Consider the following 26,712-nt stretch of genomic DNA (forward strand, 5'->3'; position numbering starts at 1 on the left):
GGGCTACAACGGCAGGCGGGCCCGTGTCGGTGCCCATACGCCGATTATTGCGGCGCGCTGCTGAATTCGCGGGCAATGGCTGCCGCAAATCGGGCGTTGTTGAGCACGAGCGCGATGTTGGCCCTCAGCGAGCGTCCCTCGGTCAATTCGAACAGACGGTTGAGCAGAAACGGCGTGACAGCCTTCGCCGTGATGCCCTGCGCGTCGGCCTCGGCCTGCGCCTGTGCGATGGCCGGGCCCAGCGTCTCGGCGGGGATCTCGTCCGCGGTCGGGATCGGCAGCGCGACCAATTGCCCGCCCGGCAGGCCGAGCGCTGCGCGCAGCGCACCGGCGCGCGCGATGGTGGCCGGTTCGTCCATGCGCAGCGGTGCCGGGATCGGGCCGCTGCGCGACCAGAAGGCCGGCAGCACATCCTGCCCGACCGCGATCACCGGCACACCCAACGTTTCCAGCACTTCGAAGGTCTTGGGCAGATCGAGGATCGCCTTGGCCCCGGCGCAGACCACGGTCACTGGCGTCTGTGCCAGTTCCTGCAGGTCGGCGGAGATGTCGAAACTTGTTTCTGCGCCTTTGTGCACACCGCCGATCCCGCCTGTCGCGAAGACCCGGATGTCGGCCAGATGTGCGGAAATCATCGTGGCGGAGACCGTGGTCGCGCCTGTCCCACCGGTCGCAAGGCAGGCGGCCATGTCGGCGCGCGATAGCTTGGCGACATCGCGGGCCTGCGCCAGCGCGGTCAGCGCCGCATCGTCCAGCCCGATCTGAAGATGCCCGTCCTGCACCGCGATGGTCGCGGGGGTGGCGCCTGCATCGCGCACCGCCTGTTCGACGGTCCGGGCCATCTCCAGGTTGTCGGGCCAGGGCATACCGTGGGTGATGATGGTGCTTTCCAGCGCAACGATGGGCGCACCGGCATCGCGCGCTGCGGTGACCTCGGGGCTGAAGGCGAGGGGGGCTTTCATGTGTCGTCTCCCGCAACATAGGTGGCGGCGGCCTGCAAGGCGGCCTCCAGCGCGAAGGGTCGGCTGTGGCCCTGCGCCTCGGCCGCGATATGGGCTGCCATGAAGGTGTCGCCCGCCCCGGTGATGCGGCGCGGCTCCACCATTGGGGGTTGCCCGGTGATGAGCCCATCCGCGGCAGCGTCGGCGGCGGGCTGCGCACCATCGGTGACCAGCACCCGCGCACTGCCGCGCTCGATCAGGAAGCGCGCGGCGTCGGGCGCGGCCAGGAATTCCACACCCGCGAGAAGTGCCGCTTCTTCGAGGTTCAGATAAAGTGTCGCATTCGCGAGGCGGAGGAGCGGCTCCAGCCGCAGCGCCTTGCCGGGCGAGGCGGGCACGATCCGAAGGTCCGCGGCGGCAAGAAAGGGCGAGGTCGCGATTTCCTTCAGCAGTGCCTCGGACAGGTTGCCGTCCAGCACGACCGGCCCATCGAAGGGAGCGTCCGCATCGCCAAGCCGCCCGTCGGTCAGCGGTGCAAGGATGTCCGCCCCGGCCTCTTCGAGGGAGCGGGCGTCGGCGATGGCGGCGATCAGGCCATTCGCACCTTCGATGGCCATGTATCGGTCGGTCGGCAGGTCGCCGCGGCGCAGCGCGAGAGAGGTGTCCACGCCAAGTCCCGTGCAGGCGGCGATCAGCTCCTCGCCTTCCGGATCGGTTCCGATGCAGGTCAGTACCGTCGGTCGCCGCCCGAACCGGACCAGCGTCTGCGCCACGTTCATCGCGACACCGCCGGGCAGGCGGGTGACGGTGCCGGGCCGGTCGTCGCCCCGGCGCATGGTGTGGGGGTGACGCCCGATCAGGTCCCACAGGACGGACCCGATGCAGGGGATAAGGCCTTCGGGGTGGCTCATGCCGCGATCTTCCCACATGCGGAGGCGCGGCTGGAACGGGAGGGGAAAATCGCGATCATCTTCCCTTGGTGGCGCGGACGGCGTGGTTTGACAAGCCGGTTTTGCTGTCTCAGTCGTCGTTGCCGCTCTCGTCGCGCAGGGGGTATCTGTCGGGTTCCGCGAAAACGTCGATCACCACGCTGCCCGCGGTGATGTGCACGCTGTGCGGCACGCCGTCTGGTATATCCCAGGTCTCGCCCGGGCGCTTGACCTGCGTGACCCCGCCAATGGTGAGTGTCACCTGACCCTGCACGAGCGTGCCCCATTGCGGCCCATGGCTGTGCGTGGGCAGTTCCACATCGCTGTGGAAGGTGAAAAACACCACCAGCGCATGGCCCGAGCGGACGGCCCGCGCGCTGACGACATGTTCGGGAAACGGAATGTCGAGTGCGGGAAGACCTTCGATGAATGGCGGCAGCATGGCGCATCTCCTGACGGAATGGCCGAACGGTATGCGGCGGCTCCCCCGCCGGTCAAGCAGTGCTGCACCGGTGGTGGGCAAGGGGCTTGCCTTCCGGGAAGGAACCGTCTAATGGCAGCCACACTTCGCAGGCGGGGTCGGGCCGATGGGGGAGACATCCCCAAAGGTCCACCGGTTGGGCACATGCCCTGCACCCCGCCGAGGCGCAAACCGGAAAAGGAGAACGGACATGACGCCCGATTTCACCATGCGTCAGCTTCTGGAAGCTGGCGTGCACTTTGGTCACCAGACCCAACGCTGGAACCCGCGCATGGCGCCGTACATCTACGGCGACCGCAACGGGATCCACATCGTCGACCTGACGCAGACAGCCCCGATGCTGGACGCCGCGCTTCAAGCCGTGCGCGAGACCGTCGCCAAGGGCGGACGCGTCCTGTTCGTCGGCACCAAGCGTCAGGCGCAGAAGCCGATCGCCGAGGCGGCCGAAAAATGCGCGCAGTACTACATGAACCACCGCTGGCTGGGCGGCACGCTGACCAACTGGAAGACCGTTTCCAACTCGATCAACCGCCTCAAGGCGATCGACGAGCAGATGGAAGGCGGCGCGGCGGGCCTGACCAAGCGCGAGCGGCTGAGCATGGAACGCGAGCAGACCAAACTGCAGGCGTCTCTTGGCGGCATCCGCGAAATGGGCGGCGTGCCGGATCTGCTGTTTGTGATCGACGTCAAGAAAGAGGATCTGGCGATCCTCGAGGCCAAGAAGCTGGGCATCCCGGTAGTGGCCGTGGTCGATACCAACTGCTCGCCCGACGGGGTGGACTACATCATTCCCGGCAACGATGACGCCGCGCGCGCCATCAGCCTCTATTGCGACCTCGTGGCGCGCGCCGCGTTGGCCGGCATGACCGCACAGATGGGCGCGGCCGGCATCGACCTCGGCGAGTTCGAGGAAGGTCTGGAAGAAGAATCGCTGGCCGCCGACGCGCCCGCCGAAAGCTGATCCGGGCGCGGCCCCGGCGCGAACAGCCGGGGCCTGCCGCGTTTTTTGCCTCCGAGCATTACAAATCTGTCACCGGCCGCGGCTACGCCCGGCAGGTCTATGCGAGAACCAAAGGAGCCAGCCATGGCAATTACAGCAGCATTGGTCAAAGAACTGCGCGACATGACCGGCGCGGGCATGATGGACGCCAAGAAAGCCCTGACCGAGACGGGCGGCGACATGGAAGCAGCCGTGGACTGGCTGCGGACCAAGGGTCTGGCCAAAGCCGCCAAGAAATCCGGCCGCACCGCAGCGGAAGGTCTTGTCGCGGTCGCCGTGGACGGCGGCAAGGGGATCGCGGTCGAGGTCAATTCGGAAACCGACTTCGTCGCCAAGAACGCCGAGTTCCAGACCATGGTCAAGGGCATCGCCACTGCGGCGCTCGGCGTGTCGGACATCGACGCGCTGAAGGCCGCCGATCTTGGCGGCAAGTCGGTCGAGGCGACCATCACCGACAAGATCGCCACCATCGGCGAGAACATGTCGGTGCGCCGCATGTCGACCATCGAGGGTGAGACCGTCGTGTCCTACGTGCACAATGCCGCCGCTGACGGCATGGGCAAGATCGGCGTTCTGGTCGCCATGACCGGCGACAACGCCGAGTTCGGTCGCCAGGTCGCGATGCATGTCGCCGCGATCAACCCCGCCTCGCTTGACGAAGGCGACATCGACCCCGAGTTGGTCGAGCGCGAGAAGTCGATCCTGACCGAGCAGGCGCGCGAAAGCGGCAAGCCGGAAGGCGTGATCGAGAAGATGATCGAAGGCCGCATGAAGAAGTTCTTCTCGGAAGTCACGCTTCTGAATCAGTCCTTCGTCGTGAACCCCGATCTGACGGTCGGCGCTGCGGCCAAGGAAGCGGGCGTTACTGTGACCGGCTTCGTGCGTCTTGCCGTCGGCGAAGGCATCGAGAAGGTCGAAGAAGACTTCGCCGCCGAAGTGGCCAAGGCCGCGCAGGGCTGATTGCGGGTCCGCCCGCGCTCAGGTGCCCTGCGCGCCGGAGCGCGGCGGCCTTTCGGCCCGGACCCGGTGTGAACGACAAGAAAATAGGGGCGGTGCGGAGGGATGTCCGCACCGCCCCTTGCGTTCGCGGGTCGCGCGCTTGTGGGGAAGATGCGACCGCGAAGGCTGTCATGGCGGATCGGGTCAAATATCCCGTGCCATGCGGTCCGGTTTCCCGGTACGCCGGAGCCCGGCCGAAATTGCGGCGCGGGTTGGTCCGGCGGTCCCCCGGCCTTGCGGCCGCCAGCATGGGAACACCCCTTTCATGTCCTGTTAACGATATGGACGATAGTCGGGAAAACCTGACCAAAGTCAGCGTCACGGCTCCAGTGTGAAGATCTGGTTCTGGAGCGATGCCTTCATTACCGCCTGCGCCGTCGTTTCGACGTCGAGCGCGTCGCGCGCCAAACGCAGGTGCTTTTCCACCGTCGCAGCGGTCAGGCCCATGATATCGGCGATATCCTGCGTGGTTTTCCCGTCGCCGACCCATTCCAGCACCTCGCGCTGGCGCTTGGTGAGCGCACGTCGCGACCCGGTATGCGGCAGCGACATCAGCTTCAGATGTGCGACGTTGCTCAGGGCCTGGATCTCGCGGCCATGCGCCTGCCAGATCGCATCGACGTCCGCCTGGCTCAGCCCGGCGCGCGCCGTGAGGGCCATCGCACCGCGCGACCTGTGCGAGGAATGCGGGAAACTGATCGTGTAGCCCGCCACGACCCCCATCGACTTGTTGAATTCCAGCACGCGCTTTTCGGCTGCGGTGAAGCTGTCGAAGTTCTCCTGAACCCAGCGCCAGCCGCAGGCGCCGACGTTCTCGGCCGACCATCCGACCATCGGGGCGTGGAAATACATCGCCTCGCCGATGAAGCGGTCGGTATAGGCCGGTGGGTGGTTGGTCAGTACCAGCATGTCCTGTGGGTCGCCGAAGGAGTTGGCGGTCTTGTAGCGGGTCAGCCCATACATCAGCCGGTCGAAGCCGTGCTCGCCCAGTCGGTCCACAAGCACGTCCCACACGGCCTCGACATTGGGCGCGTCGCTGATCGTCTCGATATCGTCAAGAAAGCTCATGTCAGGGTCTCCAGGTGTCCGGCCAGTGCGCGCAGCGCGAGGGCATAGCCAGCCGGGCCGAAACCGCAGATCTGCCCGACGGCGACCGGTGCGATCCAGCTCTTGTGGCGAAAGGGTTCGCGGGCGTGAATGTTCGACAGGTGCAGTTCCACCACCGGCACTTCGGCCGAGGCGATAGCATCCATAAGCGCCACCGAGGTATGGGTATAGGCGCCTGCATTCAGCACGATCCCGTCACGGCTGCCGCGCGCGGCATGGATCGCGTCGATCAGCGCGCCTTCGTGGTTCGACTGCAGGCAGGTGACCGTCATTCCGAGATCGGCGGCTGCCGCGTGGCACAGCGCCTCGATCTCGGCCAGCGTGGTGCGGCCGTAGACTTCGGGTTGGCGCAGCCCGAGCATGTTCAGGTTTGGCCCGTTGAGAACCAGGATGTCGGTCATGTCGCTTCGTTCCCCTGCGGAAAGACTATGCCGACGCAATGGACCCTGTCGAGGGCCGAGACAAGGGGTCAGCCCGCCGCGTGCGCGCCAAGCCGGTCCAGCCACGCAAGGCAGCGGTCCAGTTGGGCGATTTCAATGAATTCGTCCGGTTTATGGGCTTGCGCAATGGCGCCGGGCCCACAGACTACCGCGGAGAGGCCCAGTGCCTGGAACAATCCGGCTTCCGTGCCGAAGGGGACGGTGCCCACATCGGCGCGCCCGGTCAGCGCCACCATCAGGTCGCGCGCCGCGTTGGCCGCGGCAGGTTGTAGCCCGGCCACTTCGCCGATCACTTCGGTCGTGATCTCCGCGCCGCCATGCACAGCCTGCATCGCGGGCAGCAGCACCTCGCGGCAGAAGCTGTCGAGATCGTCATGCACGAAGGCGGCGTCGCCGGGCTGCACCGGGCGCATTTCCCAGTCCACCCGCGCCTTGCCGGCGATCACGTTGTGCCCGACCCCGCCGACCAACGCGCCGATATTGATCGTCGTGTGCGGCGGGTCGAAGGCGGGCGGATGCGGCGCGCGGGCCTTCAGCCTCTCACGCAGGTCCAGCAGGCGCGTTGCATAACGCGCGGCGTATTCCACCGCGTTCACGCCCCCGTCCGGGTTCGAGCCGTGCCCTTCCAGCCCCTCGAAGCGGGTGGTGTATTCGCAGCACCCCTTGTGCCCGTCGATCACCTGCATCTGGGTCGGCTCGCCGATGATCGCCATCGCGGGCCGTGCCGCGCGTTCGGCCAGCACGGCGCAAAGCGCCTGTGCACCAAGGCAGCCGACTTCCTCGTCATGGGTGAAGGCGAAATGGATCGGGCGGCGCAGTGGGCGGGCCGCGAAGTCCGGGGCCATCGTCACCGCGCAGGCGATGAACCCCTTCATGTCGCAGGTGCCGCGACCATAAAGATGCTGCCCGTCGCTGCGCATGATGAAGGGATCGCCCGTCCAGTCCTGATCCGCCACCGGCACCACGTCGCTGTGGCCCGACAGCACGATCCCGCCCGGTGCCTCGGGACCGATCGTGGCGAACAGATTGGCCTTCGCACCGGCCGCGTCGAGCAACACCTCGCAACGCGCACCTGCGTCCTCGAGCAGATGCGCCAACGTTGCGATCATCTCCAGGTTGCTGTCGCTCGATACGGTGGGAAACGCCACCAGCCGGTCCAGCAGGTCGATGGTGTCCCGCAGGCGCGTCATGACTTCACGAACAGTTTCCGGGGCAGGGTACAGAACGCCTCGGCCGGACCGGCCTCGCGGATCAGGATCGATTCCGTGATCTCCAGTCCCCAGTCGTGCATCCAGATGCCGGGCATGAAATGGAAGGTCATGCCGGGTTTCAGCACGCTTTCGTCCTCGCTGCGCAGCGAGATCGTGCGCTCGCCCCAGTCGGGCGGATACGACAGCCCGATCGGGTAGCCGCAGCGCGCGCCCCGGTCGATGCCCGCGCGTTCCATCGCCGCGCCCAGCGCGTTTGCGATGTCGCAGGCGCGGTTGCCGGGGCGGGCCGCTTCGATCCCGGCCTCGAGGCCCTCCAGAAGCGCCTCCTCTGCGCGGCGCAGATGATCGGGTGGTTCGCCAAGGTAAATCGTGCGCGACAGCGGCACGTGGTAACGCCGATAGCAGCCCGCCAGCTCGAAGAACGTCGCCTCGCCGGTCTGCATCACGTCGCCGTTCCATGTCAGATGCGGCGCGGCGGCATCGGTCCCCGACGGCATCAGCGGCACGATCGCCGGGTAGTCGCCCCAGTCCTCGCCGTCGCCGCGCAGGCAGACCGACTGGATCTCGGCCGCGAGGTCGTTCTTGCGAAGCCCCGGCGCGGCGAGATCCAGCGCAGTGGTCTGGACCTTCTCGGCGATGCGGGCGGCCTTGCGCATGAAGGCCAGTTCCTCCGGCGACTTGCAGCCCCGTTCGCGGTTCACAAGCGCCGTGGCATCGACCGGAGTTGCGCCGTGCAGCGTGTCGAACAGAACAGCATGGGCCTTGGCGGAGTAGTAGTAGTTCTCCATCTCGACACCGACGCGGGCATCGCCCAGCCCCATTTCCGACAGAACGCCGGCCAGGTGCTGCATCGGATGCCGTTCGGTCGACTGGACGTAATTGTCGGGGTACGAGGTGACCTCCACCGCCGCAAGGTCCACCGTGCGCACCGCGCCGTTGGCGTCCTGTCCGCGGCCCCACCAGACCGGCTTGCCCTCCATCGGCAGGATCACCGCCTGATGGACGTAGAATGACCAGCCGTCGTAGCCGGTCAGCCAGTTCTGGTTCGACGGATCGGTCGCAATAAGCACGTCGATGCCTGCGGCGGCCATCGCGGCGCGGGTCTGTTTCAGGCGGCGGGCGTATTCGCCGGGGGTGAAGGCGGGACCGAAAGGCATGGGGCGGGAAACCTCGACAACACTGCGTTCCGCGAGCCATGCCTGACGATCCGCTGGCCGTGCGGGGATTGAGCGACCGAAGACGGCCCGAAACCGACCTTTTTGCGCGCCGTTGCGAACTTCGGTGGCGCCTTGCCCGGAAATTGGGCGCCGGTGCGATGCGAAAACGGGCTATCGCCGCAGTGTGGGCTTTCCTATGACTGGGGCATGAGCGACCCGCGTCCGACCCTTGCCGACATCCTGGCCGCCCGCCGCGTGATCGCGGGCCGCGCGGACGGCACGCCGATGATCCCTTCGACGCTTGGGCCGCGGCTGGGGATCGAGCTGTGGCTGAAGCTGGAACAGATGCAGCCCATCGGCGCGTTCAAGCTGCGCGGCGCTCTGAATGCCGTGGCCGCGCTGCCCAAAGACGTGGCGGGCGTGACCTGCTGTTCCACCGGCAACCACGGCCGCGGCGTGGCGCAGGCGGCGCGCGCCCGCGGTCTGCGCGCGGTGATCTGCATGAGCGCGCTGGTTCCGCAGACGAAGATCGACGGCATCCGCGCGCTGGGGGCCGAGGTGCGCATCACCGGCCGGTCGCAGGACGACGCGCTGGCCGAGGCGCGCCGCCTTGTTGCCGAGGAAGGGCTGGCCGAAATCTCGCCCTTCGACGATCCGCGCGTGATCGCCGGGCAGGGCACCATCGGGCTCGAGATGCTCGAAGCCTGCCCGTCGCTGGCCACACTTCTGGTGCCGCTCTCGGGCGGCGGGTTGGCGGCCGGGGTCGCTCTGGCGGCGAAGGCGATCAATCCCGCCATCCGCGTGATCGGGCTGAGCATGGACCGCGGTGCGGCGATGGCGGAAAGCCTCAAGGTTGGCCGCCCGGTGCAGGTGATCGAGTATCCCAGCCTTGCCGACAGCCTTGGCGGCGGGATCGGGATGGACAACCGGCTGACCTTTCCCATGTGCCGCGACCTTCTGGACGACGTGGTGCTGGTGACCGAGCCCGAGATCTATTCCGCCATGCAGGCGCTGTTCCACGCCGACCGTCTGGTCGCCGAAGGGGCCTGCGTTGTCGGGCTTGCGGCGCTGCTGGCCCGGCGGCTGCCGGACCTGCGCGGGCCGGTGGGCACGATCATCACGGGGCGCAACGTGGACATGGACCAGTTCACTCGCGTCGTGACGGGGCAGGACATACGGCTTGGCGACCTTTTGGTGAAGGGGACGGCACATGGCGCATGAAGTGCGGATCGTGACCGAGGCTGAGTTGCGCGCGGCCCTGCCGCTGGATCTTGCGGCCGTGGACGCTGTCGAAGCGGCGTTCTCCGCGCTGGCCGCACCGGGCGCGGTGATGCCGCCGGTCCTGTCGATGCACCTGCCGCAGGTCAATGGCGAGGTGGACGTCAAGACCGCCTGGCTCCCGGGTTTCGACGGGTTCGCAGTCAAGATCAGCCCCGGCTTCTTCGACAACCCGGCGCGGGGCCTGCCCAGCCTGAACGGGCTGATGGTGCTGCTGTCGGCGCGCACCGGCCTGCTGGAGGCGGTGTTTCTCGACAACGGCTACCTGACCGACCTGCGCACGGCGGCGGCGGGCGCGGTCGCGGCGCGGCACCTCGCGCCTTCCAGGGTCGATGTCGCGGGCGTTGTCGGGACCGGCGTGCAGGCCCGGATGCAGATCGCCGCGGCGCATCTCGTGCGGCCTTTTTCCGAAGTGAGGGTATGGGGGCGCGACGGCGCGAAGGCGGCGGCCTGCGCTGCGGACATCGCGGCCAGCCTCGGGGTCGCCGCGCGGGCGGAGCCGGACCTGCCCCGCCTGACGGAGGCGTGCCAGCTGGTCGTCACGACCACGCCCGCTCGCAGCCCGATGATCACCCGTGCCATGCTGCATCCGGGCCTGCATGTGACCGCGATGGGGTCGGACCAGCCCGGCAAGAACGAGATCGCCGTCGACGCGTTGGTGGCAGCCGATCTCTATGTCTGTGATCGGCTGGCGCAGGTCCGCGCCATGGGCGAATTGCGCGCGGCTCTCGAGGCCGGTCTGTGGTCGATGCCCGAGCCGCCCGAACTGGGCCAACTGGTCGCCGGGCAGCGCGCAGGCCGCGCTTCGACCCGCTGCGTGACAATCTGCGACCTGACGGGCACCGGCGCGCAGGATACCGCCATCGCCGCCCACGCGCTGCGCGCGCTGGGGTCCGCGGGCACGCGCATCGAGGTCTGAGCGTCGATGCGGCGCAGCCGGGCCGAAGGGGGGGTGCACGGCGCCGCGTTTGGGCGTAGGTGTAGCGCAAACAGTCACATCAGGGGGACAGGCCATGCTGACCAACGACACGCTCGACCGCTGGGATCGCGAGAACTTCTTCCACCCGTCCACACACCTTGCGCAGCACGCGCGCGGCGAAAGCCCCAGCCGGATCATCACCACCGCCGAAGGCTGCCACATCACCGACCGCGACGGGAACCGCTTTCTTGACGGGTTCGCGGGGCTCTACTGCGTGAACATCGGCTATGGCCGACAGGAAGTGTCCGAGGCGATCGCGGCGCAGGCGCGCGAACTGGCCTATTACCATGCTTATGTCGGCCACGGCACAGAAGCCTCCATCACCTTGTCGAAGATGGTCCTGGACCGAGCGCCGGCGAACATGTCGAAGGTCTATTTCGGGCTGGGCGGGTCGGACGCGAACGAAACGAACATCAAGCTGGTCTGGTACTACAACAACATCCGCGGCCTGCCCGCGAAGAAGAAGATCATCTCGCGCTGGCGCGGCTATCACGGATCGGGCCTTGTCTCCGGCTCGATGACGGGCCTGCACCTGTTTCACCAGAAGTTCGACCTGCCGCTGGACCGCATCCTGCATACCACCGCGCCGTACTTCTTCCGCCGCGAACACGAGGCGATGGACGAAGAGGCCTTCACCGCCCATTGCGCGTCAGAGTTGCAGGCGATGATCGACCGCGAGGGCGCGGACACCATCGCCGCCTTCATAGCCGAACCGGTGCTGGGAACCGGAGGGCTGGTGCCGCCGCCCGCAGGCTACTGGGACGCGATCATGCCTATCCTGAAGGCCAACGACATCCTGCTGATCGCCGACGAGGTCGTCACCGGCTTCGGACGGCTCGGTTCGATGTTCGGGTCCGATCATTTCGGGCTGGAAGCGGATCTGATCACCATCGCCAAGGGACTGACCAGCGCGTATGCGCCGCTGTCGGGGACGATCGTGTCCGACAAGGTCTGGCGCGTGCTGGAACAGGGCACGGACGAGAACGGGCCGCTCGGCCACGGCTGGACCTATTCCGCGCATCCCATCGGCGCGGCGGCGGGAGTGGCAAACCTGCAGGTGCTGGACAAACTGAACCTCGTCGAGAATGCAGGCAGTGTCGGGCCGTACCTGACCGAACAGCTTCGCCTTGCGCTGGCTGATCATCCAAATGTCGGCGAGGTGCGCGGCATCGGGATGCTGTCGGCGGTTGAATTCGTCGCGGACAAGGCGACACGGACCTTCTTCGATCCCTCGGCCAAGATCGGCCCGGCTGTGGCGGGCGCGCTGATGGCCGCAGGCGTGATCGGCCGGGCGATGCCACAGGGCGACATCCTTGGCTTTGCACCGCCGCTGTGCCTGACCCGCGAAGAAGCTGACGTGATCGTTGCAAAAACCGCGGCCGCCCTTGCCAAGGTTTTCGCCTGACAGCCCCAAGGAGAGCGACATGGACCGTCTCACCGTCACCACCCGCCCCATCGAGGGGCAGAAACCCGGCACGTCGGGGCTGCGCAAGAAGACCCGTGTCTTCATGGAACCGCATTACCTCGAAAACTTCGTTCAGTCCGTCTGGTCGGCGATCGGCGGCGTTGCGGGCAAGACGCTCGTGCTGGGCGGCGACGGGCGCTATTTCAACGACCGGGCGGCGCAGGTGATCCTGCGCATGGCTGCGGCGGGAGGCGCCGCGCGCGTCATCGTCGGGCAGGGCGCGCTGCTGTCCACCCCGGCGGCGTCCAACCTGATCCGCCAGCGGGGCGCGGATGGCGGGCTGATCATGTCGGCCAGCCACAATCCCGGCGGCATCGACGAGGATTTCGGCATCAAGTACAACACCGCCAATGGCGGGCCGGCCCCGGCCGAGGTGACTGACCGGATTTTCGCCGCGACCCGTAGCATCGAAAGCTACGAGATCCTTGAAGCGCAGGATGTCGATCTCGGTGTTGTGGGCGAATCACGCCTGGGCGATATGGTGGTGGAGGTCGTGGACCCGGTGGCGGACTATGCCGCGCTGATGGAAGGGCTGTTCGACTTCGACGCAATCCGCGACCTGTTCGCGCGGGGCTTCACGCTGCGCTTCGATGCGATGCACGCGGTGACCGGCCCCTATGCGACGGCGATCCTGGAAGGTACGCTTGGTGCGGCGCAGGGCAGCGTGGTGAACGCGGTGCCCAGCCCCGATTTCGGCGGCGGGCACCCAGACCCGAACCCGATCTGGGCCAAGCCGCTGATGGATCTGATGATGGGCCCGGATGCGCCCGATTTTGGCGCGGCGTCGGACGGGGACGGGGACCGGAACATGATCGTCGGGCGCGGGCTCTACGTAACGCCCTCGGACAGCCTTGCTGTGCTGGCGGCTAACGCGCATCTCGCGCCGGGCTATGCCCGTGGGCTTGCGGGGGTGGCGCGGTCGATGCCGACCTCCGGCGCGCTCGACCGGGTGGCGGCGGCGCGCGGGCTGGACTGCTACGAGACGCCGACGGGATGGAAGTTCTTCGGAAACCTTCTGGACGCGGGGCGCGCGACGCTGTGCGGCGAGGAAAGCGCTGGAACCGGGTCGGACCATGTGCGCGAGAAGGACGGGCTTTGGGCAGTGCTTCTGTGGCTGAACATCCTGGCGGCGAGCGACAAGTCGGTTGCCGACCTTCTTACCGCGCACTGGGCGGAGTTCGGGCGCAACTACTATTCGCGGCATGACTACGAAGGCGTGGATGCAGCGGCGGCAGAGGCGCTCATGCAGGGGCTGCGCGACCGGTTGGCGACGCTGCCAGGTCAGGCTTTCGCCGGGCTGGCGGTGACGGCGGCGGACGAGTTCGCATATGACGATCCGGTGGACGGCAGCCGCGCCGAGGGCCAGGGCATCCGCGTCTGGTTCGAGGGCGGGGCGCGGGTGGTGTTTCGCCTGTCGGGGACCGGCACCGTCGGCGCGACCCTGCGGGTTTACATGGAAGACCTTGAGACGGACCCCGCGCGGCAGGGCCGGGATGCGCAGGAGGCTCTTGCCGGAGTGATTGCCGCGGCGGATGCCGTCGCCGGGATCGGGCAACACACCGGGCGCACCGCGCCGGATGTAATGACCTGAGCCTCCGCAAAGCGACCCAGCGGCCGCGCCTGCGGCGCGACATCACCATCGGCACCGCGTACTGTGCGGTGCCGGCCGCATGAGGCCAGCCATGGGCTGTTTGCCGAGAGGGCAAGTGAGCGTCGGGCTGGCCCTGTGAAGCCGCCCGACCGCGCTGACGGCCGGACCGGACCCAACGGGATGAAGCTGGGGCGCAGCCGGAACGAAAACGGACGGCAGTCCCGACCCCTTTCGCGGCCGGGCACGGGTCAGGCGGCGCGCAGGCCCTTCAGTGCCGCAAGAAAACCTGGGATCTTTTCCTTGAACCGGAAGAACCCGTGTGTCGCGTGCGGCCAGCATGCGGCGTCATGGGGCCGCAAGACGCGCACAAACGGCACGCCCGCGGCATCAAGCGCCGGGGCCAGTTCCTTCATCGCGTCCGCTGCCGGGCCCACGGGCGCATAGGGCGTCACCAATTGCCCTACGCCGCCATCGCGCGCCCAGTCGACCACCTGTTCGACCCACCCGGTCCGCGCCGCGACGTGCTGCGCCGGGCCTAAGCGCGCCGCGTGCCGATCAAGTGTGTCCTCCAACGCCCCAGCCGCGAAGGCTGTGACGGGTGGTGACGTCTCCAGAGGGCTGCGCCGACCAGTGCAGTTCAGAACGCATACCGGCGCGGGCGGCTCTGCGCCCGGCAGAAACGGGAAGCCCGCAAGCTGATCTTCCTCGGTCAGCAGCCAGCCCGTCCGCCGCTCGGGATCCGGCGTGTCGCCCGTCGGTGCAGGCCCGCGCGCGGGCACGGGCGGGCTGTCCACTGGATCTGCCCGGCCTGCCAGTTGCCCGCGCGGGTCGAACCGCCCCTCGGTGTAACGGGCGATGTTGTCGGCCCGCGCAACGTAGGTCTTGCCTGGCGTCTGGATCCCAGCCACCCATCGCCAGCCCAGCGTGTTGGATGCCGGATCGCCGTCCAGCAACTGGCGCAGGAACAGGTCCGCGCCAAGCTCCCACGGCAGGCGCAGCGTGAAGATCCAGATCGAAGCGAACCACATCCGCGCGTGATTGTGCAGGTAGCCCGTCGCCGTCAGTTCCCGCGCCCAGGCATCGAAGCAGTCGATCCCGGTCTCGCCGCGACAAGCCGCTTCCCAGTCCGCGCGTAGTCCGGCCTCGGTCGCCAGCCGGTCCTGTCCCGAGCGCACACCCTGCCGGTACTGGTCCCACACACCGGGGCGCAGTTCCAGCCAACCCTTCCAGTAGCTGCGCCAGTACACCTCCTGCACGAACTTCTCGGCCGTCGCGGGCGAGAACCGTCCCAGCACTGCCTGAAGCACCTCGGTCTCGCTTAACATCCGGTGGCGTATGTAGGGCGACAGGCGAGACACTCCGGCATGTCCCTGTTGCGGCAGGTCGTAGTTGCGCCGCGCGGCATAATCGCGCCCCGCACGCGGCACGAACTCGGCCAGCCGGTCTAGCGCGGCACGCCGGTCGGGCGGGAAGGTGAGGGGTAGGGCATCGGTCATTGCTGGCGACTTTCCATCTAGGGTTGGCAGCGAGCTAATCCGCCGCCGGGCCGCATCAAGTCCGGCGTCACGCGGCGGCACCCCGGCCGGTTATCCTTCCTTCACAAAGCCGCCCTTGCAGCCCCCCAAGGCCGCGACTAAGACTCTGGGGTCAGACAGCGGTGCAGGGCACCCGAGAGCAAAAGGCAGCAGGACATGACCGACCCGATCGAGACCTACATGAACACGCTGGTCCCCATGGTGGTGGAGCAGACCTCGCGCGGGGAACGTGCCTACGACATCTTCTCGCGGCTGCTGAAGGAGCGGATCATCTTCGTGTCCGGCCCGGTGCATGATGGGATGTCCTCGCTCATCGTGGCGCAGCTTCTGCACCTCGAGGCGGAGAATCCTTCCAAGGAAATCTCCATGTACATTAACAGCCCCGGCGGCGTGGTGACGAGCGGGCTGTCGATCTACGACACCATGCAGTATATCCGCCCCAAAGTGTCGACACTGGTGATCGGCCAGGCGGCGTCGATGGGCTCGCTGCTGCTGGCCGCCGGCGCGCCGGGGATGCGGTACTCCCTGCCCAACAGCCGCGTCATGGTGCACCAGCCCTCGGGCGGCTTCCAAGGGCAGGCGACGGATATCATGATCCACGCCGAGGAGACGCTGAAACTGAAGCGTCGCCTGAACGAGATCTACGTCCACCACACCGGCCAGACGCTGGACGCGGTGGAAGCGGCTCTGGAGCGGGACCGCTTCATGTCGCCCGAGGATGCGAAGGACTGGGGCCTGATCGACGAGATCGTCGCGAACCGCGCCCCGGAGGAGCAGAAAGGCGCCTGACCGCGGTCGGGCCGCGCCCCCTGACCACTGGTCGCGGGGCGGATATTTGACATTGTGGCCGTTCCCGTGCTGACCTAGGTTCATGTGATACATGAAAGACGGTCAGGACGGTCGGTCGGCCCCGGAGGTACGGATGGCAAACAACACGAGCGGTGACGGCAAGAATACGCTTTACTGCAGCTTCTGCGGCAAGAGCCAGCACGAAGTGCGCAAACTCATCGCCGGGCCGACGGTGTTCATCTGCGACGAATGCGTCGAGCTATGCATGGACATCATCCGCGAGGAGACGAAGTCGACCGGGCTGAAATCGTCCGAAGGCGTGCCGACGCCCAAGGAAATCTGCAACGTGCTGGACGACTATGTGATCGGGCAGGCGCACGCCAAGCGGGTACTTTCGGTTGCGGTGCACAATCACTACAAGCGGCTGAACCACGCCGGCAAGACCGAGGTGGAACTGGCGAAGTCGAACATCCTGCTGATCGGCCCGACAGGCTGCGGCAAGACGCTGCTGGCGCAAACGCTGGCGCGTATTCTCGACGTTCCGTTCACGATGGCGGACGCGACCACGCTGACCGAAGCGGGTTATGTTGGCGAGGATGTGGAGAATATCATCCTCAAACTGCTGCAGGCGAGCGAGTACAACGTGGAGCGCGCGCAACGCGGCATCGTATATATCGACGAGGTCGACAAGATCACGCGCAAGTCGGACAACCCGTCCATCACGCGCGACGTGTCCGGCGAAGGGGTCCAGCAGGCGCTGTTGAAGATCATGGAAGGCACCGTCGCATCGGTGCCGCCGCAGGGTGGCCGCAAGCATCCGCAGCAGGAATTCCTTCAGGTCGACACGACGAACATCCTGTTCATCTGCGGCGGCGCCTTCGCGGGGCTGGACAAGATCATCGCGCGGCGCGGCAAGGGGTCGGCCATCGGCTTCGGTGCCGAGGTCAAGGACGACAGCACGCGCGGCATTGGTGAATTGCTGACCGAACTCGAACCCGAGGATCTGCTGAAATTCGGCCTGATCCCGGAATTCGTCGGCCGTTTGCCCGTGATCGCCACGCTTGAGGATCTGGACGAAGACGCGCTCGTCACGATTCTTACGCAGCCGAAGAACGCGCTAGTGAAGCAGTACCAGCGCCTGTTCGACCTTGAGGACACGCAACTGTCCTTCACGGATGACGCACTGCTGGCCATCGCCAAGCGGGCCATTGCGCGCAAGACCGGCGCACGCGGCCTGCGGTCGATCATGGAGGACATCCTGCTCGATACGATGTTCGACCTGCCGACTTCGGAAGGCGTCGAGGAGGTTGTCGTCAACGAAGAGGCCGTGACTTCGGACGCGCAACCGCTTCTGATCTACGCCGATCGCAAGGGGGAGCCTGTCAGCGCAAGCTGACCGGTCCCGCGCGGGCAGGGGCGGCGTGAATACCGCGCGCTGATCCAGGCTTGCTCAGTTCACAGGTGTCCCGATGCTTGCCCCCGGTTTTCACGACGTTCCGGCCGGTATGGTTGCGGCCGTAGTGACCCATCTGGAAATGACGGCACGGCCCGCCCCGCGCCCGGCGCCCCCGTTGGTCGGGGCAGAAGTCGTTCCTGTAGCCAACCCTGAAACGGGCTGGTATCGCGCACTTTTTGACCGGGTGGGCGGGCAGGACTGGCTGTGGTTCTCCCGCCTTGCGATGGACGAAGCCAAGCTGTCCGCGATCCTGACCGATCCCGGCGTCGCGGTTCATGTGCTGCGCCGCAAGGGCCGTGAGGACGGTTTCTTCGAACTGGATTTTCGCCAGCCCGGCCTGTGCGAACTTGCCTTCCTCGGTGTTGCCCCAGGCGCGCTTGGCACTGGCGCGGGACGTCTGATGATGAACACGGCGCTTGCGGCAGCATGGGCGCGCCCCATCACGGCGCTGCGCGTGCACACTTGCACGTTCGACCATCCTGCAGCGCTGGATTTTTACCGCCGCAGCGGGTTTTCCGTCACCCGCCGTGAGGTCGAGATCGCGCCGGACCCTCGCCTGACGGGCGTTCTGCCTCGCACCGCAGCGCCGCACGTGCCCGTGATCGTCTGACGCGCCGCCTGCGGCATTTGGCGAAGCCGGACCGCTGGACCTTTGGGCGCGAATGCGGGATACGGGAGGCAGCAATGATCGGGAGCCTGCGATGAATATGCTTGTCCGCGCCGTGACCTGGTGGAATGGTCAAACCCTCGGGACCCAGTGGTTCACCCGCAAGAACGGTGTGAAGGTGGGCGAAGACGATCAGGGCAACGTGTTTTACGAAACCCGTGACGCCAAGCGCCGCTGGGTGATCTTCAACGGCGAATCCGAAGCGAGCCGGGTCAGCCCAGACTGGCATGGCTGGCTGCACCACACCTGGGACGAGCCGCCGAGCAAGCAACCGATCAAGCACAAGTCCTGGGAAAAGCCGCACCAGGAAAACCTGACCGGCACACCGCTCGCCTATGCACCGCCGGGATCGATCCGGCGCCCGGTGCCGGACACACGGACGGACTACGAGGCGTGGACGCCCGAATAACCGCGCGTCGGGACCGCCTGCCGTCGTCAACACGCAAGGAGCCGTCATGGCCGAAAACCGTGCAGAGCTTGTCGTGGGGGCCGCCGTGCTGGCGGTCGCCGTAGGATTTCTGATCTATGCCACGTCGAGCGTCGGGGCGATGCAGTCAAACGCGGGGTACACCCTGACCGCCAGCTTCCGCTCGGCGCAGGGGATCGGCGTGGGCACCGACGTGCAACTGGCCGGCGTGAAGGTCGGCACGGTCACGGCGATGAACCTGAATTCGGAAACCTTCCGCGCCGATGCCGTTCTGACGATTCGCGACGGTGTCGATCTTCCGGATGACAGCTCCATCGTCATCGCGTCCGAGGGGCTGCTGGGTGGCAACTTCGTTGAGGTGCAGCCCGGTGGCTCGCCCTTCAACTTCGAACCCGGTGACACCGTCAGCAACACCCAGGGATCGGTCAGCCTGATCGAGCTACTGTCGAAATTCGTCGGGAGCGGAAGCGATTGACCAAACGGGCAACGGTGCTGGCCGCTGCGGCGTGGTTCGGTGCCGTGCTCTGCGCAGCTGCGCCCGGTGCGCAGGAAGCGGTCGCACAGGGCAATGGCGCCAAGCTGCGCGCGCTTGACCGGCTGTCGGGCTACCTGACCGATCTGGACGTTCCCGTAGGCGGGACGGCGGACTATGCCAGCCGCCTTTCGATCAGAGTCGTGGAATGCCGCTACCCAGTGGACAACCCCACGGGGGACGCGTTCGCCTATCTAATAATCCGCGACATCGTCGCCGGAACAGACGTGTTCGAGGGTTGGATGGTCGCGTCCTCACCCGCGCTGAATGCGCTGGACCACACCCGCTACGATGTGTGGGTATTGCGCTGCAACAGGGCCTGAACGTCGGGCGTGTCCGGCGCGGTGAAATCCGCCGTGCGGGGCAGGGCGTCGGCAAGCAGACGGTGATAGGCGGCGCGCTGAACCTCCTGCCCGCCGAGGCTGCGAAGGTGCGGCGTGATGAACTGCGTGTCGAACAGAGTGAACCCGCCCTGACGTAGCCGGTCAACCAGGAAGGCCAGCGCGATCTTCGAGGCGTCCGTCTCGCGTGAGAACATGCTTTCGCCGAAGAAGGCCGCGCCCAGCGTCACGCCGTAGACCCCTCCCACCAACCGCCCGTCGCGCCACAGTTCTACCGAATGGGCAATGCCCCGCGTGTGCAGATCGAGATACAGGCCGAAAATCGTGTCGTTGATCCAGGTTTCTGGTCGGTCGGCGCAGCCTTCAACCGTGGCGGCAAAGTCGCGGTCGATGCCGACCTCGAGCCCGCCCTTGCGAATGCGCCGCGCAAGCGAACGGGAAATCCGGAATCCGTCCAGCGGCAGGATGCCCCGGCGGCGCGGGTCCACCCAGAATACGTTCGGATCACCGCGGGATTCGGCCATGGGAAAAACCCCCATGGCATAGGCCTGCAGCAGCAGATCAGGGGTCAGATCGCCACGCTCCATCCCGCGGGCCGCTGTCAGCCGAGCGCCTTTTCCAGCCACTGCTCCAGCCAGTGGATCGTGTAATCGCCGCGCTGGATGTCCGGTTCGGACAGCAGTTCGCGGAACAGCGGCACCGTTGTGTCGATGCCGTCCACGATCAGTTCGCCGAGTGCGCGGTTCAGGCGCGCCAGCGCCTCCGGCCGGTCGCGGCCATGCACGATCAGCTTGCCGATCAGGCTGTCGTAGTAGGGCGGGATCCGGTAACCGTTGTACAGCGCGCTGTCCATCCGCACACCCAGCCCGCCGGGGGCGTGGTAGGCCGTGATCGTGCCGGGGCAGGGGTTGAAGTTCGGCAGCCGTTCGGCATTGATGCGCACCTCGATCGCGTGCCCGTTGATCCGCAGATCGTCTTGCCCGAAGGACAGCGGCTGGCCTGCCGCGACGCGGATCTGTTCGCGCACCAGGTCCACGCCATAGATGGCTTCAGTCACCGGGTGTTCAACCTGCAGTCGGGTGTTCATCTCGATGAAGAAGAATTCGCCGTTCTCGTAGAGAAACTCGATCGTGCCCGCGCCGGCGTAGTTGATGTTTGCGACCGCCTCGGCACAAGTCTTGCCGATCTGCGCCCGCATCTCGGGCGTGATGGCGGGTCCGGGGGCTTCCTCGAACACCTTCTGGTGGCGTCGCTGGAGCGAACAGTCCCGCTCCCCAAGGTGTACGGCATTTCCCTTGCCGTCACCGAAAACCTGAACCTCGATGTGGCGCGGCGTGTCGAGATACTTCTCGATATAGACTTCGTCGTTCCCGAAGGCGGCCTTGGCTTCGGACCGCGCGGTCTGGAACGCCTCGTCCAACTGCTCGGCCGTGCGGGCCAGCTTCATGCCGCGCCCGCCCCCGCCCGCCGTGGCCTTCACGATGACCGGGTAACCGATCTCGCCCGCAATGCGGCGCGCGTCGGCCAGATCCGGAACGCCGCCGTCGGACCCCGGCACGCATGGAACGCCGAGCGCCTTCATCGTGTCCTTGGCGGTAATTTTGTCGCCCATGATGCGGATATGTTCGGCCGTGGGGCCGATGAAGGTGATGCCGTGATCGGCGACCACCTGCACAAAATTCGCGTTCTCGGACAAAAAGCCATAGCCCGGATGTACCGCCTCGGCTCCAGTGATCTCACAGGCCGAAATGATGGCGGGCACCAGCAGGTAGCTTTGCGAGGCGGGCGGCGGCCCGATGCACACGGCCTCGTCTGCCATGCGCACATGCATTGCGTCGGCATCGGCGGTGGAATGGACAGCGACGGTGGAAATGCCCATCTCGCGGCAGGCGCGGATCACCCGCAACGCGATCTCGCCGCGATTGGCGATCAGGATCTTGTTGAACATGGCGTCCGTCACTCGATGATCACAAGGGGGGCGCCGTATTCCACCGGGCTGCCGTCCTCGACCAGAACGCGGGTCACGGTTCCGTCATGGGGCGCCGCAATCTGGTTCATGGTCTTCATCGCCTCGACGATCAGGATGGTCTGGCCCTTGGACACCTTGCTGCCCACGCGCACGAAAGGGTCGGTGCCGGGCTCGGGCTGAAGATATACGGTGCCGACCATCGGCGAGGGGACGACGCCGGGGTGGCTGGACGGATCTTCGGCGGCAGGCGCGGCATCGCCGCCACCGGACGCAGAGGCCGCCTGCGGCGCAGCGGCAGGGGCCACCGCAGGAACGGGGGCGGAGACCGCGGGCGCCTGAACCACCGCCGGAGGCGTCCGCGTCACGCGCACGTTCAGCTTGCTGTCCTCGCCGTAGTCGCGCTTGACCTCAAGCTCCGTCAGGTCGTTGTCCCGCAGCAGCTCCGCCAAAGCGCGAATGAATGCGACATCATCGCCGTGGGAAGTCTGTGTCATCGTGTCCTCGCTCAGCCTCAAGGGTCCGTGCCGGTCTGCCGCAGCACCATTGCAGGCTCTTACACCCTTTGCAAAACGGTGAAAAGCGATGCAGGCCAAGAAACTGCCGCGACGGGCGATCACAAACGCGCATCTTCACGCTTGATTTTTGGCCGATTGCTGGCAACGCTGACCTTTCGGGCGCCGGGTGCGAAAAAAACACGCGGAAACAGGGCGGCGTCCACGACCGGGAGTAAAGACATGTCGAACACACCTTTGACACCGGGCGTCGTTGCCGGGCGGCTGAGCCCCGAGGAATACGACCGCAATTTCGGCGATGCTTATCCGCCGCTCGACGAGCACGAAGCGCTTGTGGCGGCAGACCGCTGCTATTTCTGCCACGACGCACCCTGCATCGCTGCCTGTCCGACGGAAATCGACATTCCGCTTTTCATCCGCCAGATCCAGACCGGGATGCCGCAGGCCGCCGGGCGCACGATCTTCGACCAGAACATCCTGGGCGGGATGTGCGCGCGGGTCTGTCCCACCGAAACGCTGTGCGAAGGGGCCTGTGTGCGCGAAGCCGCCGAAGGCAAGCCGGTCAAGATCGGCCAGCTTCAGCGCTTTGCGACCGACACCGTGATGGCAAAGGACGCGCATCCGTTCCGCAGGGCGCCCGCGACTGGGCGGGTGATCGCCGTGGTCGGGGCGGGGCCGGCCGGTCTGGCCTGCGCGCACCGACTGGCGATGCACGGCCACGATGTCGTGGTGATGGACGGGCGCGACAAACCGGGCGGGCTGAACGAATACGGCATCGCCACCTACAAGACGCCGGGCGGCTTCGCCCAGGCCGAAGTCGAATGGCTTCTGCGCATCGGCGGCATAACGGTCAAGACGGGTGTCCGGCTGGGGCGCGAGCTGGCACTGGCCGAACTGCGCGAGGATCATGACGCGGTGTTTCTCGGGATCGGGCTGGCCGGCGTGAACGCCCTGCGCGCCGAAGGCGAGGCGCATGACCACGTGCACGACGCTGTGGATTTCATCGCCGACCTGCGTCAGGCCACCGACAAGCGCAGGATCGCCGTCGGGCGGCGCGTTGTCGTGATCGGCGGCGGCATGACCGCGGTCGACGCGGCGGTGCAGGCCAAGCTGCTCGGAGCCGAGCATGTGACGATGGTCTACCGGCGCACCCGCGAGCGCATGGGCGCCTCGGCGCATGAACAGCTTCACGCGGTATCCAAGGGCGTGCAGATCATCACCGGGGCCGCCCCAGTGCGCATCCTTGGCGACGGGGCGGTGACCGGCGTCGAATTCGCATATACCGCCGAGGGCAAACAGGGTCTGACCACAGCGGGCGAGAGTTTCGTCGTGCCCGCCGATCAGGTCTTCAAGGCGATCGGCCAGAAGCTTGAAGCCGCGCCCGGCGGGCTGGATCTGGACGGGGCCAAAATCGCCGTGACCGGGCCGGGGCGCACCAGCCTTGCCGGTGTCTGGGCCGGTGGGGACTGCGCCATCGGCGGGGACGATCTGACCGTGACCGCCGTCAAGGAGGGCCGCGACGCGGCCGAGGACATTCACGCCACGCTGATGGGCGCGGCCACCGTCGCTGCGCAATAGAATAGCGCGCATCGCCGCGACAGGGAGTACTGACATGGCAAACCTGGCAACCGATTTCGTCGGGATCAAATCGCCCAACCCGTTCTGGCTGGCGTCCGCGCCGCCGACCGACAAGGAATACAACGTGCGCCGGGCCTTCGAAGCGGGGTGGGGCGGCGTGGTCTGGAAGACGCTGGGACTGGATCCGCACATCGTCAACGTGAACGGGCCGCGGTATGGCGCGGTCTGGGGCGCGGACCGGCGGTTGCTGGGCCTGAACAACATCGAGTTGATCACCGACCGACCGCTGGACGTGAACCTGCGCGAGATCAAGGCGGTCAAACGCGACTACCCCGACCGGGCGATGGTCGTGTCGCTTATGGTCCCTTGCGAGGAGGATGCCTGGAAGACGATCCTGCCGCTGGTGGAGGACACCGGCGCCGACGGGATCGAGCTGAATTTCGGCTGCCCCCACGGCATGAGCGAGCGCGGCATGGGCAGCGCCGTCGGGCAGGTGCCTGAATACATCGAGATGGTCGCGCGCTGGTGCAAGCAGCACACAAGGATGCCCGTGATCGTAAAGCTGACGCCGAACATCACCGACATCCGCTATCCCGCACGGGCGGCCAAGGCGGGCGGGGCCGATGCGGTCAGCCTGATCAACACCGTTTCGTCCATCACCAGCGTCAACCTCGACACCATGAGCCCGGAGCCGATGATCGACGGCAAGGGCAGCCACGGCGGCTATTGCGGGCCGGCGGTGAAACCCATCGCACTGAACATGGTGGCGGAGATCGCACGTGACGCCGAAACGGCGGGTCTGCCGATCAGCGGCATCGGCGGCGTGACCACATGGCGCGACGCGGCCGAGTTCCTGGCGCTGGGTGCGGGAAACGTGCAGGTCTGCACTGCGGCCATGACATACGGTTTCAAGGTCGTGCAGGAGATGATCAGCGGCCTGTCGGAATGGATGGACGAAAAGGGCTATACCTCGGTCGCCGAAGTGTCGGGCCGCGCGGTGCCAAACGTGACCGACTGGCAGTATCTGAACCTGAACTACGTCGCCAAGGCGCGGATCGATCAGGACAGCTGCATAAAGTGCGGACGCTGCTTCGCGGCCTGCGAGGACACCAGCCATCAGGCTATTTCCATGTCGCCCGACCGCGTGTTCGAGGTGATCGACGAAGAGTGCGTAGCCTGCAACTTGTGCGTGAACGTCTGCCCGGTCGAGGGCTGCATCACGATGGAACCGCTTGCGGCGGGCGAGATCGACAAGCGGACGGGTCGGCCCGTCGATCCGAACTATGCCAACTGGACGACACACCCGAACAACCCGGGCGCCGTAAAGGCCGCGGAATAGGCTCAAGATCAATCAGCGCGGTCCGTCGGGCCGCGCGCGCTACTGCGTGCCTGCGGGGTCAGACGGTCTTGTTCAGCGCGCCGTGGTCCTTGGCGTTGGCCATCTCGAACATCTGGCGCATGTGGTCGAAGCCCTTTTCCACCAACGCGATCCGGTCGAACGACCGCACGTTTTCGGACGCGCCGACGACGCGGCTGTCATAGGTCGCGGCCTGCACGCGTGCGGTGGCGTTCGCCTGCACGATAACCTGGGTCTGGATGGAGCCGGGCGCGACAAACGCCTGCGGGGCTTCGGCGGCCTCGGCCCGCGCGGGCACGGAAGGCACCGGCTGGGCCGCTTGAACCGGCTGGGCGCCATACGCCACGCGGGCGCGAGCGACCGCGGCAAAGGCGCTGGCGGTTGCGGCGGGGGCGTTGGCGGCGATGTGCATCGGAAAAACTCCACTCAGTCTTGTATCAACTTTTAGGAGAATAGCGCAGGCCGGGCCGCTTGTGTGGAATTCCGGAAAGGAAGGTTAAAATTGAAGGGGACTTGTCATCGTTCGGGTCGGGCGCCGCCATGCGCGGCATCCCCGTCGCTCGGTCCTGCTTGACTGCCCTTCGGGCGCTGATAGCATCGCGCTGACCCTCAGGAAAACCGCGGTGCCCCATGTCCCTTGACCATCCTTCCACCCCGAACGATCTTTCCGCGTTCTGGATGCCCTTCACCGCCAACCGCCAGTTCAAGGATACGCCGCGCATGCTCGTGGCCGCGGACGGGATGTACTACACCACCGCCGATGGGCGGCAGGTGCTGGACGGCACGGCCGGGCTGTGGTGCTGCAACGCCGGGCATAAGCGCCCCCGCATCGTCGAGGCGATCAAGGCGCAGGCCGACGAGATGGACTATGCGCCGGCCTTCCAGATGGGCCATCCCAAGGCATTCGAACTGGCCGCGCGCCTGCGTGACATGGCGCCCGACGGGATGGAGCACGTTTTCTTCACCAATTCCGGGTCGGAATCGGTGGAAACCGCCCTTAAGATCGCCATCGCTTACCAGCGGGCGAAGGGGCAGGGCACCCGCACCCGCCTGATCGGGCGCGAGCGGGGCTATCATGGCGTGAATTTCGGCGGCATCTCGGTCGGCGGAATCGTCAACAATCGCCGTCATTTCGGCGCGCTGCTGGCTGGTGTCGATCATCTACCGCACACCCACCTGCCCGAGAATGCCTACACGCGCGGACAGCCCGAACACGGCGCGCATCTTGCCGACGATCTGGAACGCATCGTGGCGCTGCACGGGCCGGAAACCATTGCCGCCGTGATCGTGGAACCGGTCGCGGGCTCGACCGGCGTGCTGTTGCCGCCCAAGGGCTATTTGCAGAAGCTGCGCGAGATCACGCGCAAGCACGGTATTCTTCTGATCTTCGACGAGGTGATCACCGGCTTCGGGCGGCTCGGCGCGGCGTTCGGTGCGGATTTCTTCGGCGTGCAGCCCGACCTGATGTGCACCGCGAAGGGCCTGACCAACGGCACGATCCCGATGGGCGCGGTGCTGACGTCTTCCGAGGTGCACGATGCGTTCATGCACGGCCCCGAACACCTGATCGAGCTGTTCCACGGCTACACCTATTCGGGCAACCCGATCGCTGCCGCGACGGGCCTGGCCACGCTGGAAACCTACCGGGAAGAGGGGCTGTTCGAACGCGCGGCCGAGATCGCCCCCTACTGGGAAGAGGGGCTGCACAGCCTGCGCGGGTTGCCACATGTGATCGACATCCGCAATCTCGGACTGATCGGCGCGGTGGAGTTGCAACCGATCGAGGGGCAGCCTACGGCGCGGGCGTTCCAGGCGTTCCTGGATTGCTACGAGAAGGGCGTGATGATCCGCACCACCGGCGACATCATCGCCATGTCGCCCCCGCTGATCATCGAAAGATCCCATATCGATCAGCTGTTCGGCACGCTCGCTGACGTCCTTCGCAAGCTGGCCTGACCGGGACGGGCGCCG

General features: G+C 66.6%; 27 protein-coding genes. 15 read left to right on the forward strand and 12 right to left on the reverse strand.

Annotated features, from left to right (window positions below; genetic code table 11):
- Positions 1 to 44: 44 nt before the first annotated feature.
- The 3 genes from DKT77_RS06070 to DKT77_RS06080 all read right to left on the reverse strand — a co-directional run bounded on the left by DKT77_RS06070 (position 45) and on the right by DKT77_RS06080 (position 2,312).
- Positions 45 to 962, reverse strand: coding sequence for a pseudouridine-5'-phosphate glycosidase (locus tag DKT77_RS06070; protein WP_109810823.1), 918 nt, complete (start codon positions 960 to 962; stop codon positions 45 to 47).
- Positions 959 to 1,852: a PfkB family carbohydrate kinase gene (locus DKT77_RS06075; protein ID WP_109810824.1), complete on the reverse strand. Its 894-nt coding sequence runs from the start codon at positions 1,850 to 1,852 to the stop codon at positions 959 to 961. Before DKT77_RS06075 ends, DKT77_RS06070 begins: the two co-directional genes overlap by 4 nt.
- Positions 1,853 to 1,961: 109 nt before the next feature.
- Positions 1,962 to 2,312, reverse strand: a complete 351-nt coding sequence (locus DKT77_RS06080) for a cupin domain-containing protein (protein ID WP_109810825.1) — start codon at positions 2,310 to 2,312, stop codon at positions 1,962 to 1,964.
- Positions 2,313 to 2,541: 229 nt separating this feature from the next.
- Between DKT77_RS06080 and rpsB the strand changes: the two genes are divergently transcribed.
- Both rpsB and tsf read left to right on the forward strand, forming a co-directional pair.
- Positions 2,542 to 3,312 (forward strand): 30S ribosomal protein S2, encoded by a 771-nt coding sequence (rpsB, locus tag DKT77_RS06085; protein WP_109810826.1) that lies wholly within the window; start codon positions 2,542 to 2,544, stop codon positions 3,310 to 3,312.
- A 123-nt stretch (positions 3,313 to 3,435) separates the two neighbouring features.
- A complete protein-coding gene (gene tsf / locus DKT77_RS06090) occupies positions 3,436 to 4,311 on the forward strand; it encodes a translation elongation factor Ts (protein WP_109810827.1) in 876 nt (291 codons plus the stop codon).
- Positions 4,312 to 4,668: 357 nt separating this feature from the next.
- On the opposite strand, the gene DKT77_RS06095 is transcribed toward tsf, so the two are convergent.
- From DKT77_RS06095 to DKT77_RS06110, 4 genes are all read right to left on the reverse strand, one after another.
- On the reverse strand, positions 4,669 to 5,418 hold the full coding sequence (locus tag DKT77_RS06095) for a helix-turn-helix transcriptional regulator (protein ID WP_109810828.1): 750 nt from the start codon (positions 5,416 to 5,418) through the stop codon (positions 4,669 to 4,671).
- The gene (gene aroQ / locus DKT77_RS06100) at positions 5,415 to 5,858 is read right to left on the reverse strand and encodes a type II 3-dehydroquinate dehydratase (RefSeq protein WP_109810829.1); all 444 of its coding nucleotides are present in this window, start codon (positions 5,856 to 5,858) and stop codon (positions 5,415 to 5,417) included. Before aroQ ends, DKT77_RS06095 begins: the two co-directional genes overlap by 4 nt.
- A 68-nt stretch (positions 5,859 to 5,926) precedes the next feature.
- On the reverse strand, positions 5,927 to 7,087 hold the full coding sequence (gene argE, locus DKT77_RS06105; protein WP_109810830.1) for an acetylornithine deacetylase: 1,161 nt from the start codon (positions 7,085 to 7,087) through the stop codon (positions 5,927 to 5,929).
- Positions 7,084 to 8,265, reverse strand: a complete 1,182-nt coding sequence (locus DKT77_RS06110; RefSeq protein WP_109810831.1) for a M24 family metallopeptidase — start codon at positions 8,263 to 8,265, stop codon at positions 7,084 to 7,086. Before DKT77_RS06110 ends, argE begins: the two co-directional genes overlap by 4 nt.
- Before the next feature lie 207 nt (positions 8,266 to 8,472).
- Between DKT77_RS06110 and eutB the strand changes: the two genes are divergently transcribed.
- From eutB to DKT77_RS06130, 4 genes are all read left to right on the forward strand, one after another.
- On the forward strand, positions 8,473 to 9,486 hold the full coding sequence (eutB, locus tag DKT77_RS06115; protein WP_109810832.1) for a hydroxyectoine utilization dehydratase EutB: 1,014 nt from the start codon (positions 8,473 to 8,475) through the stop codon (positions 9,484 to 9,486).
- On the forward strand, positions 9,476 to 10,462 hold the full coding sequence (locus DKT77_RS06120) for a cyclodeaminase (RefSeq protein WP_109810833.1): 987 nt from the start codon (positions 9,476 to 9,478) through the stop codon (positions 10,460 to 10,462). The genes eutB and DKT77_RS06120 overlap by 11 nt, the downstream gene beginning before the upstream one ends.
- 94 nt (positions 10,463 to 10,556) lie before the next feature.
- Positions 10,557 to 11,927, forward strand: a complete 1,371-nt coding sequence (locus DKT77_RS06125; RefSeq protein WP_109810834.1) for an aspartate aminotransferase family protein — start codon at positions 10,557 to 10,559, stop codon at positions 11,925 to 11,927.
- A 19-nt stretch (positions 11,928 to 11,946) separates the two neighbouring features.
- Entirely contained in the window at positions 11,947 to 13,578 is a 1,632-nt protein-coding gene (locus DKT77_RS06130; protein ID WP_109810835.1) for an alpha-D-glucose phosphate-specific phosphoglucomutase, read from the forward strand.
- Positions 13,579 to 13,826: 248 nt separating this feature from the next.
- On the opposite strand, the gene DKT77_RS06135 is transcribed toward DKT77_RS06130, so the two are convergent.
- A complete protein-coding gene (locus DKT77_RS06135) occupies positions 13,827 to 15,074 on the reverse strand; it encodes an FAD-binding domain-containing protein (protein ID WP_109810836.1) in 1,248 nt (415 codons plus the stop codon).
- A 195-nt stretch (positions 15,075 to 15,269) separates the two neighbouring features.
- Between DKT77_RS06135 and DKT77_RS06140 the strand changes: the two genes are divergently transcribed.
- The 6 genes from DKT77_RS06140 to DKT77_RS06165 all read left to right on the forward strand — a co-directional run bounded on the left by DKT77_RS06140 (position 15,270) and on the right by DKT77_RS06165 (position 19,307).
- Entirely contained in the window at positions 15,270 to 15,902 is a 633-nt protein-coding gene (locus DKT77_RS06140) for an ATP-dependent Clp protease proteolytic subunit (protein WP_109810837.1), read from the forward strand.
- Between the two features lie 133 nt (positions 15,903 to 16,035).
- Positions 16,036 to 17,298 carry an ATP-dependent Clp protease ATP-binding subunit ClpX gene (clpX, locus tag DKT77_RS06145; protein WP_109810838.1) on the forward strand — a complete coding sequence of 421 codons (1,263 nt, stop codon included), beginning with the start codon at positions 16,036 to 16,038 and terminating at the stop codon, positions 17,296 to 17,298.
- Between the two features lie 73 nt (positions 17,299 to 17,371).
- Entirely contained in the window at positions 17,372 to 17,968 is a 597-nt protein-coding gene (locus DKT77_RS06150; RefSeq protein WP_109810839.1) for a GNAT family N-acetyltransferase, read from the forward strand.
- Between the two features lie 91 nt (positions 17,969 to 18,059).
- The gene (locus DKT77_RS06155; protein WP_109810840.1) at positions 18,060 to 18,434 is read left to right on the forward strand and encodes an NADH:ubiquinone oxidoreductase subunit NDUFA12; all 375 of its coding nucleotides are present in this window, start codon (positions 18,060 to 18,062) and stop codon (positions 18,432 to 18,434) included.
- Positions 18,435 to 18,480: 46 nt separating this feature from the next.
- A complete protein-coding gene (mlaD, locus tag DKT77_RS06160; protein WP_109810841.1) occupies positions 18,481 to 18,927 on the forward strand; it encodes an outer membrane lipid asymmetry maintenance protein MlaD in 447 nt (148 codons plus the stop codon).
- Complete coding sequence (locus DKT77_RS06165; RefSeq protein WP_238547718.1) at positions 18,924 to 19,307, forward strand: DUF2155 domain-containing protein; 384 nt, start codon at positions 18,924 to 18,926, stop codon at positions 19,305 to 19,307. Before mlaD ends, DKT77_RS06165 begins: the two co-directional genes overlap by 4 nt.
- On the opposite strand, the gene aat is transcribed toward DKT77_RS06165, so the two are convergent.
- The 3 genes from aat to accB are packed head-to-tail and all read right to left on the reverse strand — an operon-like array spanning position 19,271 to position 21,788.
- Positions 19,271 to 19,912 (reverse strand): leucyl/phenylalanyl-tRNA--protein transferase, encoded by a 642-nt coding sequence (aat, locus tag DKT77_RS06170; protein ID WP_109810842.1) that lies wholly within the window; start codon positions 19,910 to 19,912, stop codon positions 19,271 to 19,273. The two genes, DKT77_RS06165 and aat, sit on opposite strands and share 37 nt — an antisense overlap.
- Before the next feature lie 14 nt (positions 19,913 to 19,926).
- Positions 19,927 to 21,273: an acetyl-CoA carboxylase biotin carboxylase subunit gene (gene accC, locus DKT77_RS06175; RefSeq protein WP_109810843.1), complete on the reverse strand. Its 1,347-nt coding sequence runs from the start codon at positions 21,271 to 21,273 to the stop codon at positions 19,927 to 19,929.
- A gap of 8 nt (positions 21,274 to 21,281) precedes the next feature.
- A complete protein-coding gene (gene accB, locus DKT77_RS06180) occupies positions 21,282 to 21,788 on the reverse strand; it encodes an acetyl-CoA carboxylase biotin carboxyl carrier protein (RefSeq protein ID WP_109810844.1) in 507 nt (168 codons plus the stop codon).
- A gap of 240 nt (positions 21,789 to 22,028) precedes the next feature.
- On the opposite strand from accB, the gene DKT77_RS06185 reads away from it, so the two are divergent.
- Together DKT77_RS06185 and preA are read left to right on the forward strand one after the other, a co-directional pair.
- Positions 22,029 to 23,384, forward strand: a complete 1,356-nt coding sequence (locus DKT77_RS06185) for an NAD(P)-dependent oxidoreductase (RefSeq protein ID WP_109810845.1) — start codon at positions 22,029 to 22,031, stop codon at positions 23,382 to 23,384.
- 34 nt (positions 23,385 to 23,418) lie between these two features.
- Positions 23,419 to 24,723, forward strand: coding sequence for an NAD-dependent dihydropyrimidine dehydrogenase subunit PreA (preA, locus tag DKT77_RS06190; RefSeq protein ID WP_109810846.1), 1,305 nt, complete (start codon positions 23,419 to 23,421; stop codon positions 24,721 to 24,723).
- A 58-nt stretch (positions 24,724 to 24,781) separates the two neighbouring features.
- Here preA and DKT77_RS06195 read toward each other — a convergent pair whose 3' ends face one another.
- Complete coding sequence (locus tag DKT77_RS06195) at positions 24,782 to 25,153, reverse strand: hypothetical protein (protein WP_109810847.1); 372 nt, start codon at positions 25,151 to 25,153, stop codon at positions 24,782 to 24,784.
- Positions 25,154 to 25,371: 218 nt separating this feature from the next.
- Here DKT77_RS06195 and aptA point away from each other — a divergent pair, with 218 nt between their 5' ends.
- On the forward strand, positions 25,372 to 26,697 hold the full coding sequence (gene aptA / locus DKT77_RS06200; protein ID WP_109810848.1) for an omega-aminotransferase AptA: 1,326 nt from the start codon (positions 25,372 to 25,374) through the stop codon (positions 26,695 to 26,697).
- The last annotated feature ends 15 nt before the right edge of the window (positions 26,698 to 26,712 follow it).

Origin of the sequence: Meridianimarinicoccus roseus, assembly GCF_003172915.1 — a bacterium.
Taxonomy (GTDB): domain Bacteria; phylum Pseudomonadota; class Alphaproteobacteria; order Rhodobacterales; family Rhodobacteraceae; genus Meridianimarinicoccus; species Meridianimarinicoccus roseus.